Raw genomic sequence first — 16,166 nt, forward strand, 5'->3', positions numbered from 1 at the left:
GCCAGGAAACGCCATGATTACCCTCGCGCTGATCGACGATCACCTTATCGTCCGCTCCGGTTTTGCCCAGTTGCTCGCCCTGGAACCTGATTTTCAGGTGGTGGCGGAGTTCGGCTCCGGCCGTGAGGCGCTGGCAGGGTTACCGGGCCGGGGCGTCCAGGTCTGCATCTGCGATATTTCCATGCCAGACCTCTCCGGGCTGGCGTTACTGAGCCAGCTTCCGGCGGGGCTGGCCACGATCATGCTCTCTGTACACGACAGCCCGGCACTGGTTGAACAGGCGCTGAATGCCGGTGCACGTGGCTTTCTCTCCAAACGCTGTCGCCCCGATGAGCTGATCGCGGCGGTGCGCGCCGTCTCCACCGGCGGCTGTTATCTGACGCCAGAGATTGCGGTTAAACTGGCCGCCGGACGTCAGGACCCGCTGACCCGCCGCGAACGTGAGGTCGCAGAGAGGCTCTCTCAGGGCATGGCGGTCAAAGAGATCGCGGCTGAACTGGGCCTGTCACCAAAAACCGTGCATGTCCATCGCGCCAACCTGATGGAGAAGCTCGGCGTCAGCAACGATGTGGAGCTGGCGCGCCGCATGTTTGATGGCTGGCAATGAGCCCTCTCTTCTCCCGGCTGATCTCAGTGGTCGCCAGCTTCTTCCTCTTCTCGGCAGCCTGGTTCTGCCTGTGGAGTATCAGCCTGCACCTGGTTGAACGCCCGGAGCTGGCGGTGCTGCTCTTCCCGTTTGGCCTGCGTCTGGGGCTGATGCTGCAATGCCCGCGCAGTTACTGGCCGGTGCTGCTGGCGGCTGAGTGGGTCATGCTGCTCTGGCTGGCGAAGGCCGTTTCCCTGGCGCATCTGCCGCTGTTGATGGCGGGCGGCGTGCTGACGCTGCTGCCGGTGGCGCTGATCTCCCGTTTCCGCCACCAGCGTGACTGGCGCACGCTGCTGAGTCAGGGCGCGGCGCTGATCGCCGCAGCGCTGCTGCAGTCTCTGCCCTGGGCCGGTCAGGCGGAGATGCTCAACACCCTGCTGCTGACGCTGACCGGCGGCCTGACGCTGGCCCCGACCTGCCTGGTCTTCTGGCACTACCTCACCCGAACCCGCTGGCAGCCGCTGGGGCCGTCGCTGATTTCGCAGCCGGTCAACTGGCGCGCCCGGCATCTTGTCTGGTATCTGCTGCTGTTTGTCATCAGCCTCTGGTTGCAGCTTGGCCTGCCTGCAGAGCTGTCACGCTTTACCCCTTTCTGTCTGGCGCTGCCCATCATTGCGCTGGCCTGGCACTACGGCTGGCAGGGTGCACTGATCGCCACGCTGATGAATGCCATCGCGCTGATCGCCAGCCAGACCTGGCATGATCATCCCGTCGATCTGCTGCTCTCCCTGCTGGCCCAGAGCCTGACCGGGCTGCTGCTGGGTGCCGGTATCCAGCGGCTGCGCGAGCTGAACCACTCGCTGCAGAGTGAGCTGGCGCGCAACCGGCGTCTGGCGGAACGCCTGGTGGAGACGGAGGAGAGCGTGCGTCAGGAAGTGGCGCGTGAACTGCACGATGATATCGGGCAGACGATCACGGCGATCCGCACACAGGCGGGCATTGTGCAGCGCGTGGCGCCGGACAACAGCCGGGTGATCCAGAGTGGCGTCCACATTGAACAACTCTCGCTGGGCGTTTATGACGCGGTACGGCGACTGCTGGGGCGTCTGCGGCCGCGGCAGCTGGATGACCTTTCGCTGGAGCAGGCGATCCGTTCTCTGATGCGGGAGATGGAGCTGGAAGATGCCGGCATCGTCAGCCATCTTCACTGGCGCATTGATGAGACGCTGCTGAGTGAAGCGCAGCGCGTCACGCTGTTTCGCATCTGCCAGGAGGCGCTGAACAACGTTGTTAAACATGCCAGCGCCAGCGCCGTGATAATCAAAGGCTGGCAGCAGGATGATCGCCTGCTGCTGGTGATTGAAGATGATGGCTGCGGTCTGCCGCCAGGCTCCGGTCAGCAGCGTTTTGGGCTGGTCGGGATGCGCGAACGCGTCACCGCGCTGGGCGGGTCGCTGACCCTCTCCTGCACCCATGGAACCCGTGTCAGCGTCCATCTGCCGCTGCGGGCTGTCTGAGGAACTGCCGTGTTTACCTTTCTGAAAACGCCTCCTGACGCGGCGCCGCTGCAGGATAAACGTGAGATTGACAGCCGCTATCGCTACTGGCGCCGCCACATCATGGCGACCATCTGGATCGGCTATGCGCTATTCTACTTTACCCGCAAGAGCTTCAACGCGGCAGCCCCGGAAGTGATCGCCAGCGATGTCATGCTGCGAACCGATATCGGCCTGCTGGCGACGCTGTTTTACATAACCTACGGCCTGTCGAAGTTTTTCTCCGGCATCGTCAGCGACCGCTCTGATGCGCGCTACTTCATGGGGCTGGGCCTGATCGCCACTGGCGTGGTCAATATCCTGTTTGGCTTCTCCACCTCGCTGTGGGCCTTTGCGCTGCTCTGGACCCTCAACGCCTTTTTCCAGGGCTGGGGAGCGCCGGTCTGCGCCCGCCTGCTCACCAGCTGGTATTCGCGTAACGAACGGGGCGGCTGGTGGGCACTCTGGAACACCGCTCACAACGTGGGCGGCGCGCTCATCCCGATCATTATCGGCGCGGTGGCGCTGCAGTATGGCTGGCGAACCGGGATGATGATTGCGGGCAGTCTGGCGATCCTTGCCGGGCTGTTTCTCTGCTGGCGTCTGCGCGACCGGCCTCAGACCGTGGGCCTGCCTGCCGTGGGCGACTGGCGACAGGATGAGATGGAGATGGCGCAGCAGCAGGAAGGTGCGGGCCTGAGCCGCCAGGCGATCCTGACGCGCTACGTGCTGCTCAACCCCTACATCTGGCTGCTGTCACTCTGCTACGTGCTGGTCTATGTCGTCCGTGCCGCGCTTAATGACTGGGGCAATCTCTACATTTCGGAGACGCTGGGCGTCGACCTGGTGACGGCGAACTCCGCCATTACGCTGTTCGAGCTGGGCGGCGTGATGGGCGCACTGGTGGCCGGATGGGGATCAGACAGGCTGTTTAACGGCAATCGCGGCCCGATGAACCTGATTTTCGCCGCCGGCATTCTGCTTTCCGTGGGTTCACTCTGGCTGATGCCCTTTACCAGCTATGTGATGCAGGCAGCCTGCTTCTTCACGACCGGATTCTTTGTCTTCGGCCCGCAGATGCTGATCGGCATGGCGGCGGCGGAGTGTTCACACAAAGACGCGGCGGGTGCGGCAACCGGCTTTGTCGGCCTGTTTGCCTACCTTGGCGCGTCGCTCTCCGGCTGGCCGCTGGCGTGGGTGATCGACATCTGGCACTGGAGCGGCTTCTTTGCGGTGATTGCCACGGCTGCGGGGATCTCTGCCCTGCTGCTGCTGCCGTTTCTGAATGCGCAGGCGCCGCGCCCTCAGCCTGAAGCGTGATACGCCTCTCTTTTTTGCCCTGAGTCGGGCAAAACTAAGACATTTTCCTGGTTTCGCCTGGACGCTGTCTCAGGCCGGTCTGGTCAGCGGTTTTTACAATGCCAGCCATTCGCTGCCGATGGCAGTTTTCCAACCAGGAGAATCCCCTTCCATGCTGGCCTTCCTCAAACAGGTGCGCAGACCCACGCTGGATCTGCCAATCGAACTGCGGCGCAAGATGTGGTTCAAGCCCTTTATGCAGTCCTATCTGGTGGTCTTTATCGGCTACCTGACCATGTATCTGATCCGCAAAAACTTCAATATCGCGCAGAACGATATGATCACCACCTACGGGCTGAGCATGACCCAGCTGGGGATGATTGGTCTGGGCTTTTCCATCACCTATGGCGTCGGGAAAACCCTGGTCTCCTATTATGCGGACGGTAAAAACACCAAGCAGTTTCTGCCGTTTATGCTGATCCTTTCGGCCATCTGTATGCTGGGGTTCAGCGCCAGCATGGGCAGCGGTTCGATAAGCCTGTTCCTGATGATCGCGTTTTACTCCCTGAGCGGCTTCTTCCAGAGCACCGGCGGCTCCTGTAGCTACTCCACCATCACCAAATGGACACCGCGCCGTAAGCGAGGCTCCTACCTTGGCATGTGGAACATCTCTCACAACCTCGGCGGAGCCGGTGCCGCGGGCGTCGCACTGTTTGGTGCCAATGTGCTGTTCGACGGTCACGTGGTCGGAATGTTTATCTTCCCGTCGATCATCGCGCTGATTGTCGGCTTTATCGGCCTGCGCTACGGCAGCGACTCGCCGGAGTCCTATGGTCTGGGCAAAGCCGAAGAGCTGTTCGGCGAGGAGCTGAGCGAAGAGGATAAAGAGGCCGAAGATGAGTCGATGACCAAATGGCAGATCTTTGTTGAATACGTACTGAAGAATAAGGTGATCTGGCTGCTCTGCTTCGCCAACATCTTCCTCTATGTGGTGCGCATCGGTATCGATCAGTGGTCAACGGTTTATGCTTTTCAGGAACTGAAGCTCTCAAAAGAGATCGCGATTCAGGGCTTTACCCTGTTTGAAGCGGGTGCGCTGGTGGGGACGCTGCTGTGGGGCTGGTTATCCGATCTGGCCAATGGCCGTCGTGCGCTGGTGGCCTGCGTCGCGTTAGCGCTGATTATCGCCACGCTGGGGATCTATCAGCATGCCAGCAACCAGTATGTCTATCTGGCTTCGCTGTTTGCGCTGGGCTTTCTGGTGTTTGGCCCGCAGTTACTGATCGGCGTGGCCGCCGTGGGCTTCGTCCCGAAAAAAGCGATTAGCGCCGCCGACGGTATTAAAGGCACATTCGCCTACCTGATTGGCGACAGCTTTGCCAAGCTGGGCCTGGGCATGATCGCAGACGGCACCCCGATCTTCGGCCTGACCGGCTGGGCAGGCACCTTTGCCGCACTGGATACCGCCGCTATCGCCTGTATCTGTCTGATGGCGATGGTCGCCGTGATGGAGGAGCGCAAGATTCGCCGCGAGAAGCGACTGCAGCGGCTGAAGATGGCGTAAAGATGTTATCGGGCCCGGCGGATGCCGGGCTTTTTCGGCGTTCGTGCACAGCGTTTAAATAGTGACAATAACCGGTCAGTGAGCAGTCATATAACCTTCTCTCACAAGTCTGCTTTATTCTGTCATCCGCTAAAAAATAAAGCTTCAGCCCCCCCTGCATGCCATCAGCAGCAACCTGACATCTTTAATCATTGCATCACACCCAATCAGCCTTCTCCCTGACCGTTCATCTCGTCTCTGTTATTCCAGAACCCGCTGTCAGGTGGTCAGCCAGCCCCCCGGGTTGTGGCCATGTTTTAATATTTACAGGGTCTGGTGCCTTTGCTTAGATGATAACTCCCAAAGGCGAATAACTGATTAAGCGGAACCTGAAGATGATGAAGGCGCTGACAGAACGGCAACTGACCATTATGCGACAGCTTATTTCTCATAACAGTTATGTGAGCCTGCGCGCTATTTCAGAAAAAACGGCCATCACGCCAAGAACGTTACGCCGCGACATTGCCGATATTAATGAAAAACTCGCTGACCAGGGGATCACACTGAGCGGTAAAAGTGGGAGAGGCATCACAATTAAATTTGCTGACGCCACATCCGAAATAGCGGCCCGTCGGATTTTTTCTGCAGAGGTGGATGATTTCAGCAGTAACGTCAGGATGCTGAAAATAGCCTCCGATCTGTTAATGCTCTCACCCCGAAGTTCGTCAATCAGTGAGCTGGCCGATAAATATTTTATCAGCCGCGCATCAATAGTGAATGATTTAAAAACATTAGACACCTGGTTACATCAGTTTAATTTAACGTTATTAAAAAGTCGTACCGGCACCAGCATCAAAGGCAGCGACCAGAATATTCGCCTGGCGATGAAAGCGCTGGTCTTAAAATCGATCTACAACCGTCAGGACATGATGGAGAGCCGCCTGGATGAAAGCACGCTGCAGGAGCTTTCAGAGAAGTTTGGTCAGCAGGCTGTCCATTTCACCCTGCAGCTCATCAATTTTATTGAACAGCAGCTGCACTATACGATAAGCGATCCTTACTACATTAATCTGTTTACCCACGTTCTGGTGCTGATTCACCGCAGCCACTCGCCGATGCACAGCCCGGACGCCCGCGCCGTGGTCATGAACCGGGTCAGCGACCCACACGCCTGGCAGGTTTCACTGGCGGTCATAGAGCGCATCGAGACGGCTTACAACACGCTACTGGTCGCCGAGGAGGCGCACTCCATCTATCAGTATCTGGTGTCGTCCGGTAAGGCGGGCGGCGATGCCGATCTGCACGATGACGCGCTGATTTCAGAACGGGAAACCCGCTTTGCTGCGGCGCTGATCGACCGGGTGGCGCAGCGGATCAACATCGCCATCACCACCGATCCGAAGCTGCAGGCTTCGCTGACTTCACACATCAAGCCGATGCTGAACCGCCTCAGATATCACATCCGGATTAAAAATCCGCTGCTGCACGATATCCAGACCGAACTGGGCACCGTGTTCGCCGCCGTCAAAGCGGTGATCCGGGAGCTGACGCAGGAGTATCAGCTGGATGAAATCAGTGACGATGAGGTGGCCTATCTCACCGTGCATATTCAGGCGGCCATCGAAAACAGCATTAAGGTAAAGCGGGTGCTGCTGGTCTGCTCCAGCGGCCTGGGTACCTCGCAGCTGCTTTACGGACGGATCCTGCGCGCCTTTCCTGACTGGCAGATTATCGACATTGTGCCCGGTAAAAATATCGCGGACTCCCTGAAGCGACAGGCGTGCGACGTGGTGATCTCGACTATCCGGCTGGAACCGCTGGAAAAGCCGGTGGTGTATGTCTCCGCCCTCTTTTCGGCGAAAGATATCGCCAGGGTTACCGAATGTCTGGTATCGAACTCAATTAATTAATGATGGAGAAATAAAATGACGACAGCCGTGGCGATTAATGAAGTGCTTAAAGAAGAGTGCATTATTCTCGATGTCGATTGCCAGACCAAAGAGCAGATTATTTCTCAGCTAACCGACCTGCTCTGCCAGACCGGTGCGGTCACGGATAAAGCCGCTTTTCTGAGAGATGTTTATCTGCGCGAAGAGTTAGGCTCAACCGGATTTGAAAATCATATTGCCATTCCGCACGGTAAATCGGCTGCCGTCGTTAAAACCCGGATTGCCGTCGGACGCCTGCGCCAGGATATTCCCTGGGAGACCATCGACGGCACCCGGGTGCGGTTGGTGATCCTCTTCGCGGTTAAAGAGTCCGATAAAGATGTCGGCCATATAAAAATGCTCGCCAGAATATCCATTGCCCTCGGTGACGAAGAGGTGGTTGAACAATTACTGAATACAGAACATCGCGAAGAGATGTTTCATTTACTCCTGTCCCGCTCGGGAGCCTGAATAACAGGGAGAACGTGAAAAAATAAAACAGTAAGGAGGTTTTCAGACAGTCGCCATTCATCCGTCGTTAAAAAGATAAAAATAAAATCGTTTCCTTTTACCGGAGAACGTTTATGAACATTATTGCCATTACCGCCTGTCCTACAGGTGTTGCCCACACCTACCTTGCCGAAAGTAATTTAAAAAAAGCGGCGAAAAAACTGGGGCTGAATGTATTAGTGGAAACCCAGGGTGCCATAGAAAGCGAATATATTCTCAGCGACGACGATATTCATCAGGCTGATGTCGTATTGATTGCCGCAGATAAAAAAGTCGAGATGGCACGTTTTCAGCACAAAAACGTGATTGAAGTGCCCGTCACCCGTGCGGCGAAAGATGCGGAAGGTCTGTTAAGCGCCATCGTCAACGGCGAGCTGGCACCGAAGCTGGTCGAATCTGCGTCACCGACCGGCGCTGCTGAACCGGTTTCTGCGGTCAGAGAGGCATCGGCTTCCCGCTCCTGGGCGTCGGAGATTTATGTCCACCTCATCACCGGTGTGAACCTGATGATCCCGTTTGTGGTGGCGGGCGGCATTCTGATCGCGCTGAGTTTTTCCTTCGGGATTACGGCGGCCACACCAGGGGACGCACATTTCAGCCCGATAGCGAAGATGCTTTCTGACATCGGCGGCGGCTCGGCCTTTGCCCTGATGCTGCCGATTCTTGCGCTGGGCATCAGCCAGTCGATCAGCGGTAAAGCGGGCATCGTGGCGGGGGCCGTGGGCGGGATGATGGCGATCCACACCGGCTCCGGCTTTCTCGGTGCGCTGATTGCCGGCTTCCTGGCGGGCTACATCACGCTGCTCATCAACAACCATATCCACCTGCCCAAAGCGGTCGCCGGGCTGAAGCCCATTTTAATCGTGCCGCTGCTGAGCGTGCTGCTGACCGGCGCACTGATGGTGCTGCTGATTGGTGAGCCGATCAAGATGCTGCTCGGCTGGCTGACCGCCTTCCTCAGTTCGCTGGGTAACACCAATGCGGCCATTCTGGGCCTGCTGTTCGGCATGATGGTGGCCTTTGATATGGGCGGCCCGCTGAACAAAACCGTCTGTATGTTTGCGATTGGCCTGATGTCGAGCGGCATTTATGGCCCGATTGCCGCCTGTATGGCGGCGGGCATGGTGCCGCCGCTGGGCATCGCGCTGGCGACCACCCTCTTCCGCCGCAAGTTTACCGAGCAGGAGCGGGAAACCGGCAAGGTGACCTACATCCTCGGTCTCTCCTTCATTACCGAAGGCGCGATACCGTACGCGGTCGCCGATCCGCTGCGCGTTATCCCGGCGATTGTCGCGGGCTCCGGCTTAGCGGGCGCGCTGTCGATGATGCTGGGCTGCGCGTCCCGCGCTCCGCATGGCGGCATCTTCGTCATCTTCATTCCTAACGTGATCAGCAACGTTATGGGTTATCTGTTTGCGATTGCCGCAGGCAGTCTGCTGACGGCGCTGATCCTGTTGTTCCTGAAAAAAGATATCTCTCTTCCTGCAAAACAAGGATAAAACCTATGCTTTACAACATGAAAGACCTGCTCAGCGTGGCCCGTCAGCATCAGTTTGGCGTGGGTGCGTTTAACATCGCCAGCGCTGAGTTTGGACGCGTCGCGGTTGAGACGGCCGAGCGACTGGATTCACCGTTGATTCTGGAGATCCACCCTGATGAGATGGCCTTTACCGGCCCGGAGTTCATCGGCTATCTGCGGACGCTGGCGATTCAGGCACGGGTGCCGGTGGTGATCCATCTGGACCATGGCCGCACGCTGGAAGAGGTGATGAAAGCGATTTACGCCGGTTTTACCTCGGTGATGATGGATGCCTCCTCTCACCCTTTTGAGCAGAACATTGCGCTGACGAAGAAGATTGTGGAGATCGCCCACGCGGTGAATGTCTCCGTGGAAGCGGAGCTGGGCACCATCGGGGTGGCAGAAGGCAGCGGCGAAGGCGGCAGTAATGAGATTCTCTATACCGATCCGCAGCAGGCTGAGACCTTTGTGCGCGAGACCGGCACCGACACGCTGGCAGTCGCTATCGGCACTTCGCACGGTCTCTACCCTAAAGGCAAGCAGCCGAAGCTGGATATCGAGCGTCTGCAGCAGATCCGGAAGGTGGTGGATATCCCGCTGGTGCTGCATGGCGGTTCGGGTAATAAAGACAGCGAGGTGGCGGAGTCGATTCGTTATGGCGTCGGTAAGATCAATATCTCCAGCGACATGAAGAAGGCGTTTTTCGTGGCGCTGGAGCAGGAGCTGAAACAGGGCGGGCATGAACCCAATGCGCTGTTTGTAAAACCGATGCAGGCGGCGGGTGAAGTCGTCGCGGCGAAGATGGCGCTGTTCAGTTCGGTGGGGAAAGCGGCGCTGTACCGGTAAGGGTTTGGTGGTGGATGGCTGGGATGAGGTTTCGTTACTCTGCGGCTGAAACGTCAGCGGGCGGCGCTGAAAGAATAGCGCAGCGTTTATCCAGTAGCGACTCAACGGACGCCCGATTGCCCTTATCCCAGCCGCGCCGGGTGGTTAGCAGGATAAACCCTTTTTCTCCCGAGAACGTCGTCGGGATGAGCGCCACGCCCGACTCCGCCAGCTGCGGCGAGGAGAGATGGAAATGGCGTGCCACGGAGGAGACAGGATAGATCCCCATCGCCGTCGGCTGCATGACGCGACGGGCATAGTAGGTGTGATTCAGCAAACGATCGGGTAAGGGTCGCCAGTCATCATGAATAAAGGGGCGCTCGGCCTGAAGCTGACGATAGACATCTTCCCGCAGGCAGGTCAGATGAATATGCAGTTGATTCTGGCTGCGGCCATAAGCGGAATTGAGCGCCATGCCGAGCCGATCTTCAGGCACGGCAGCACCATAGGCCGCCATCAGACGATAACGCATTAACCAGGCGTAGCCGAAATAATCGGGACGTCCGGGTCGTGATAGCGCAATGCTTTCAATACCGGACATGGCCACCGTGGGCACCAGAATAAAGTGCAGCCTGTGGCGAGGATTCTGGATGATGCTGTAGCCCTGAGTGTTGTCCTGCGGCAGATAGATTTGCTGGCAGGGTGCCGGATCGCGACGGTAGTGGTAGTTATTCATGCAGAGGTCATGCGTGACCGTCCACAGCGCATCAGAGCGGGCGCATCCCACCAGTAGCAGCGCGATGACCAGCGACAGAGGCCGGCATCGCCACAACGATTTTTTGTTCAGGCGTCTCAATTATTCAAAACCCTGGTCAGCTCAATCTCATGGGTTGTAGGGTTAAAGTAAAGATAGAACAGATCACCATCCAGCTGATCGGGCTTCGCCCATATTTCCTTCTCCCCCAGACTGCGTTTTTGCTTCACGTATCCCAGCTTTTCGAGATAAGCGTGGAGTGCAGCCGTATCTGTAGCGCCTTTGAATATGATGCTATTTGAAGGAGAATAGCCGTCTCCGGGGTGCGCCTCAAAATAGTAGTTGTCCGTTATTCGCGGGGCGTTTTCGATGTATTTTTGCGTGAGCGTGTGATAGCTAAAGAAATCCTTTTCCGTGTAAACTGTCGTTTTATCAGAGCCTGAAATTACGAGCCAGAGTAACAAGCCGCCAAAAGTAAGCGCGGTGATAGAAGCGAGTGCACCACATCTCATCATTCAGGCAGTCCCGAAAAGCAGAAAGCTTAATTTTTTACAAAGCAACATGATTAATTGACCGTTGTATCTAATCCGCGAACAAATTGAAATAGCGCGAATAAAAAGGATGCTATTTTCATCTTTGACCTACTCACTACAAAAGTCATTCCTTAGCTTTAATTTTCTTCTCAACAATCCTTACTATTACCAGGTAACCGACTACCGTTACTATTGTACATATCACTAATAATGCAATCCCCACAAACCCCTCAATATCACGTTGATTGAATAGCTTTGCTAACGCTGTCCAAAACTGCTGCTCTCCCTCTGTCGAGGGATCTGATGGCCTTGCAATAAGAAAAGTAATGACAAACAAGGACGCTGCGATAAGGATTCTAAACCCCGCCGGGACACGTTTTGCTTCCATTTAAAACCACCTCAATTGTTCCATAAGAGATTAGCCCGTTAGGTAATTTTACCTGTGGTGTATAGAGTAAAACCTGCCGAATCGCGATGAAATCAGTTTTGTGCTGCAATGTGATGCAGCCTAAAGAGACACCCAGTGGGCCGCGAGGATGTAGCCTGAAGTTACCTCGCTTTACGTTATTTACCCACGTATGATCATCTATCTTTTCATCATCACGATACAAAGCAAACCATTCATACCTGATGACTGGCGTTGATCCCGGCCAAGAGTAGAAATCGTGCATGTCTGTCCTGATTATGCCTTTCCAGCCCCCCGTAGGGCGTTTAACGATGTGATATACCCCCTCAGGTATCGGCCCGTTGTCCGGGACTGCAATACATCCTGCACGATTGCGATATTCCCTGTTACCAGAAAACGCCATAAACGTGCCTATTCCATAGATGAGTAAAGGGGAGTAATCTGCATCATTAACAGTGAATTTTCCTTTTAATGCCATTTCTGGCTCCTTTTTTTTTAATGAATTTATCCAAGAACGTGATTTATCATAATGCCTCGTCATGAAAAGAAATTGATCTTCCTTCGATATTCTACACAATCATAATTTAGTGATACCCTTCTTAAACACTGTCTTCCTGATTCGCTAAATTGCTATAACCACCAATGGGAATCTATAAATTAGCGCTGCATGTAAGTGAAACCCTTTATAATCCTTTTGACAGATAACCTACGTAAAGTGAAAATATTCACAGCGAAGATAGTGTATTCAAGACAGAGTTTCTTTTCAGCAAATCTGGTTTCAGCTTCGATATAGCAGAGAATACTAACTCGTAAAAAATTTTATTTAAGCATCCTCACGTGGCTTATCAGGCATGGCTGACTTTACGCTGCATAAAACAATCTGGAGCAGGTAAAAAAGCCTGAAGGGAGCAGTACATTCAAACAGTTAACATTGATATACTCCCGACATTATATATTCGCAACACAATACATCTCGAATATACTTTTTATTTTTAATACTGATAAATTATTTTTGAATGATGATAATCCAATAAGTTTTGGTTAGATCCTCCGGGTTAGGCGGCATTTTACCAGATTTCATAGAGGACAAAGCTGACATATCTGACTGTTCCAGAACATGAGAGACTTTCCAGCCTGCCTTGGACAAAACAGACACGGTGCCGGAGATATCACCACCACAGGTAAACTGGGTATTATCAGACAATGTTGCTGCACTGTTGGATTGGGGCAATGAGGCCGAACGACATACGTGTGCCTCATCAGCTAAAACAGCAGTGGAAAACAGGCCTAAGGCAAGCAGGGAGGCTGTAGATTTTAACGCTGGCATATATAGCTCCATATGAAAACATAATCAATATTAACTTTGAAAGAGTCCAATACAAACAAAGACAGAAGCTTTATCTTGCTGTTAAAACCGATCAAATAACAGAAGAAAATTATTAGCAAAATTAGGAGATTTAGTGTTAATTGTGGCTTTCTACAATCCGACCTGAGCACTCAGCTCCATCTGGCGGACGCGCTAAAAGATGCAGCATTAAACTAAGGATCAGATGATGCCGGTTCATCATGCTATCTGGCGGGTGGGCGATAACCCACAGCCGTTAACCATTAGTAAACTCGCCAGTGAGCAACTGCTGGAGAAGATGATCTTAAACGATCCCACCATCCTCTCCGATCAGTGGATGATCATTGGCCATCAGGAAAATACGCTTGATAAAGGGCGGATCGATCTGCTGGCAATAGCACCCGATGCTTCACTGATCCTGATTGAGCTTAAACGCGACCGCACACCGCGGGAGGTGGTCGCGCAGGCGCTGGATTACGCTTCCTGGGTGGATGATCTGACCGCCGACCGTTTGTCGCAGATTTATGAAAAATTCTCAGGCGGAGGTAAGCTCGGCGACGCATTCAGGCAGCGCTTTAATACTGAGCTGGAAGAAGAGTCTCTGAATCAGTCACATCAGATTATTATTGTCGCGGCGGAGCTGGACCCATCAACCGAACGAATCGTTGACTACCTTAGTAAGAATGGAATCTCCATAAACGTTCTCTTCTTCAAAGTATTTCAGCACGGCGGCGATCAGTTCCTGAGCCGTGCCTGGCTTATCGATCCGAGTGAAACACAAACCAACGCCGCACAGGCCACGGCTTCAGGCGCCAGTGCAAAGGAACCCTGGAACGGTGAGTTTTACGTCTCGTTTGGCGACCCACATAGTCGCAATTGGGACGAGGCTCGCGGTTACGGTTTTATCAGCGCGGGTGGCGGAAGCTGGTATAGTCAGACTTTAAAACAACTTCAGCCCGGTAATCGTGTATGGGTAAAAATTCCTGCAACGGGTTATGTCGGTGTAGGTATTGTGCAGAGTGGCGTTGAGCCTGCCAGCAGCTTCACTGTAAATACCGAAGAGGGTGAAAAGCTGGCTATGGATGTGCTGAAGTTCAGAGAGCTTTATCGTAAGAATGCTGATGACCCCGATAAGTCCGAGTATTTTGTTGCTGTGAAATGGCTGGAGACCAGAAGCGAGCAGGACGCCATCAATGAGGTTGGTTTTTTCGGCAATCAAAATACCGTCTGCAAACCTACAACGCCAAAATGGCGCCATACCATTGAAAAATTAAAGCTCTCTTTCAAAAGCTGGAATGCTGAATGGTAGTCTATTTATTACGTATCCTATTGATATAAAAGTTCTTTCGAAAATTGAGGGTTTATTATTATTCTGGATATTGATGAAATCATTATATTATCAGTACCAGACTTCTTTTCTGCTTTATAAGAGAATAAGCTTGGGATTAATTTAGTGAGCGCTTTTTTCAGCAAAAACTCAGATAAAAAAAGCCGTCCTTAAGTGACTTGAACTTGCATGTTTAGTGCGAAGGCCGGACTCAAAACCCAATCACAAGCAACTGAAAAAATTGATTTATTTTATATAATAACCGTGAAATGACCTCAAAATTGACCCCCATTAATATTAATTGCCAGGGGTCATAATTTGAGCTAATTCAGCTAATATTCTGTTTTCTCCAATTTTCTATAGCAATGTCAATTCTGCTGGATTGAGAATCTTCCTGCCAACGATTCCAAAAATCTACTGTGCCGCTATTTGGCTTCTGTTTTGGTTCAGCAATTCGTATCCTGCTTGGTATCAAACTTGCATCGCCTACGACCAAAGCTTCTCCTGTGTCTAGAGTGGGCAAAAGCTCACTTAGTCCACCCAAATTATCTGGAAGTAATTTTTTAATAACTCCTTGGTCATCAGCGTTTGTGAGTCTCATTGAGATATAGTTGCTACATTGACTGAGTATCGTTTTATTTACTTCTGATGGTCGCTGGCTTATTACAACGAGGCTGACACCATACTTTCTACCTTCTTTAGCTATCCTTTCAAATATTTCTATTGAAACATCATCTGCTCCTGTAGAGGATGTTTTATTAGGTATGTATAAATGCGCCTCATCACACAGTAAAGCTATTGGGTGACGCATATTATTTGGAGTCCATTGCTGAACTGAAAATGCCAACCTAGCAACTAATGAGACTATAAGAGGTAGAATATCTGATGGAACTTCTGAAAAATCTATTATCTTAACGCCCCCACCTTCTTTTTCTTTGTTTCCTCCTAACACGACCTTAGATAATTTATTAAGCCAGTCAAAGTTTTTTGTATCTTCCCCGCCCTGAAACATAAAACCTAATCTTCTATCGCTAATTTTATTATCTAGGCGAGCTATCATTCGGCTAAACTTGGAATAGAACTCTCCTTGTTTCTCTCCTCGCGTACTGGGTACCATTTCGGTATTTAATGAATTTAAAGTCACCAGTAGCTTCTCAATACTAAAAGGAATGGGGCTATCAATCGTAAAATTATTTAAAATATCATTAAGTTCCTTCTCCTGAAGATACTCTTTCTTAGCAGAGTTAACCTCTCTTGATATAACCATAGCTTGATTAGGAGCATTTAAGTCACTACGATCTATGAAAAAAGAAACAAGAGCTTCGTAAGTTAACAACCAGTACGGTAAAAATATCACACCTTCACTTAAACCTCTTCCACTCTCAGTGTCAGAAGGCCCTGCTATTTTATAGTGCTTTATACCTTCTCCATTTAAAGGTTTATATTCACCATGAAGATCAAATAAAATTGCGTTACAATTGTCAAGCGTTGAAACTTGTTCGATTATTTTAGCAGTAGTCCAAGATTTTCCAGAGCCGGTACTCCCCCCAATAAAGGCATGCCTTTGAAAAAATTTATTCCCATTTAGATATGCAATAGCCTTTTCGTCGAGAGTGTAATTACCCAGTATTAGAGAAGACCCATCACCTACTGCTTGAGAAATTACTCTCATGAAGTTTGTAAGGTAGTCTCCCTCTATAGGGAAACAGTTTGCATCAATTTCTGGAACACTTTCAACTGTGCGCCTAAACACATTTACTTGCATACCAACTCTATCGAGTAAAGAGCCAATTAGCGAGACTTTACATAGATTTAGCTCAACTTTTTCAGTATCATCCAGCTCAGCATCTTCACTGATGATTTTTTTACGTGTAACTTGAGTGATTAAGCCAACCAAGTGCTGTCCTGGCTTACTACTTTGCAAAGCAATTAATCTATTAACCTGAAGTTTTCTGAGGCTTTCTGCATCTTTAATTTCAATTATAACAGTAACAGTATCTACTGATATAACTTTGCCTAATGATTCATCATCTTTATAATTAAATATTGTCATGGC

15 protein-coding genes are annotated in these 16,166 nt (G+C 52.2%); 9 read left to right on the forward strand and 6 right to left on the reverse strand.

Going from position 1 to position 16,166, the window contains the following annotated elements:
• Positions 1 to 13: 13 nt before the first annotated feature.
• The 8 genes from uhpA to HFD92_RS09590 all read left to right on the forward strand — a co-directional run bounded on the left by uhpA (position 14) and on the right by HFD92_RS09590 (position 9,766).
• Positions 14 to 607: a transcriptional regulator UhpA gene (gene uhpA, locus HFD92_RS09555; RefSeq protein WP_009092296.1), complete on the forward strand. Its 594-nt coding sequence runs from the start codon at positions 14 to 16 to the stop codon at positions 605 to 607.
• Complete coding sequence (gene uhpB / locus HFD92_RS09560; protein WP_167428831.1) at positions 604 to 2,103, forward strand: signal transduction histidine-protein kinase/phosphatase UhpB; 1,500 nt, start codon at positions 604 to 606, stop codon at positions 2,101 to 2,103. The genes uhpA and uhpB overlap by 4 nt, the downstream gene beginning before the upstream one ends.
• A 9-nt stretch (positions 2,104 to 2,112) precedes the next feature.
• Positions 2,113 to 3,441, forward strand: coding sequence for an MFS transporter (locus HFD92_RS09565; RefSeq protein WP_167428832.1), 1,329 nt, complete (start codon positions 2,113 to 2,115; stop codon positions 3,439 to 3,441).
• A gap of 151 nt (positions 3,442 to 3,592) precedes the next feature.
• Positions 3,593 to 4,984: a hexose-6-phosphate:phosphate antiporter gene (gene uhpT, locus HFD92_RS09570; protein ID WP_167428833.1), complete on the forward strand. Its 1,392-nt coding sequence runs from the start codon at positions 3,593 to 3,595 to the stop codon at positions 4,982 to 4,984.
• Positions 4,985 to 5,358: 374 nt separating this feature from the next.
• Positions 5,359 to 6,873, forward strand: a complete 1,515-nt coding sequence (locus HFD92_RS09575) for a transcription antiterminator (RefSeq protein WP_167428834.1) — start codon at positions 5,359 to 5,361, stop codon at positions 6,871 to 6,873.
• A gap of 15 nt (positions 6,874 to 6,888) precedes the next feature.
• Positions 6,889 to 7,362 (forward strand): PTS sugar transporter subunit IIA, encoded by a 474-nt coding sequence (locus tag HFD92_RS09580; RefSeq protein ID WP_052722456.1) that lies wholly within the window; start codon positions 6,889 to 6,891, stop codon positions 7,360 to 7,362.
• A 113-nt stretch (positions 7,363 to 7,475) separates the two neighbouring features.
• Complete coding sequence (locus HFD92_RS09585; protein WP_167428835.1) at positions 7,476 to 8,900, forward strand: PTS fructose transporter subunit IIC; 1,425 nt, start codon at positions 7,476 to 7,478, stop codon at positions 8,898 to 8,900.
• Between the two features lie 5 nt (positions 8,901 to 8,905).
• Positions 8,906 to 9,766: a ketose-bisphosphate aldolase gene (locus HFD92_RS09590; protein WP_009092306.1), complete on the forward strand. Its 861-nt coding sequence runs from the start codon at positions 8,906 to 8,908 to the stop codon at positions 9,764 to 9,766.
• Between the two features lie 34 nt (positions 9,767 to 9,800).
• On the opposite strand, the gene HFD92_RS09595 is transcribed toward HFD92_RS09590, so the two are convergent.
• The 5 genes from HFD92_RS09595 to HFD92_RS09615 all read right to left on the reverse strand — a co-directional run bounded on the left by HFD92_RS09595 (position 9,801) and on the right by HFD92_RS09615 (position 12,765).
• Positions 9,801 to 10,601, reverse strand: a complete 801-nt coding sequence (locus HFD92_RS09595; protein ID WP_167428836.1) for a CDP-diacylglycerol diphosphatase — start codon at positions 10,599 to 10,601, stop codon at positions 9,801 to 9,803.
• The gene (locus HFD92_RS09600; RefSeq protein WP_167428837.1) at positions 10,598 to 11,014 is read right to left on the reverse strand and encodes a hypothetical protein; all 417 of its coding nucleotides are present in this window, start codon (positions 11,012 to 11,014) and stop codon (positions 10,598 to 10,600) included. Before HFD92_RS09600 ends, HFD92_RS09595 begins: the two co-directional genes overlap by 4 nt.
• Positions 11,015 to 11,156: 142 nt before the next feature.
• On the reverse strand, positions 11,157 to 11,420 hold the full coding sequence (locus tag HFD92_RS09605; protein WP_167428838.1) for a hypothetical protein: 264 nt from the start codon (positions 11,418 to 11,420) through the stop codon (positions 11,157 to 11,159).
• Complete coding sequence (locus tag HFD92_RS09610) at positions 11,389 to 11,916, reverse strand: DUF2778 domain-containing protein (RefSeq protein WP_167428839.1); 528 nt, start codon at positions 11,914 to 11,916, stop codon at positions 11,389 to 11,391. Before HFD92_RS09610 ends, HFD92_RS09605 begins: the two co-directional genes overlap by 32 nt.
• Positions 11,917 to 12,444: 528 nt before the next feature.
• Positions 12,445 to 12,765, reverse strand: coding sequence for a hypothetical protein (locus HFD92_RS09615; RefSeq protein WP_167428840.1), 321 nt, complete (start codon positions 12,763 to 12,765; stop codon positions 12,445 to 12,447).
• A gap of 226 nt (positions 12,766 to 12,991) precedes the next feature.
• Here HFD92_RS09615 and HFD92_RS09620 point away from each other — a divergent pair, with 226 nt between their 5' ends.
• Positions 12,992 to 14,092: a nuclease gene (locus tag HFD92_RS09620; RefSeq protein ID WP_167428928.1), complete on the forward strand. Its 1,101-nt coding sequence runs from the start codon at positions 12,992 to 12,994 to the stop codon at positions 14,090 to 14,092.
• A gap of 346 nt (positions 14,093 to 14,438) precedes the next feature.
• On the opposite strand, the gene HFD92_RS09625 is transcribed toward HFD92_RS09620, so the two are convergent.
• The gene (locus tag HFD92_RS09625) at positions 14,439 to 16,163 is read right to left on the reverse strand and encodes an ATP-binding protein (protein ID WP_167428841.1); all 1,725 of its coding nucleotides are present in this window, start codon (positions 16,161 to 16,163) and stop codon (positions 14,439 to 14,441) included.
• Between the last annotated feature and the right edge of the window lie 3 nt (positions 16,164 to 16,166).

This window comes from Pantoea sp. EKM101V, from assembly GCF_011800325.1.
GTDB lineage: Bacteria > Pseudomonadota > Gammaproteobacteria > Enterobacterales > Enterobacteriaceae > Pantoea > Pantoea anthophila.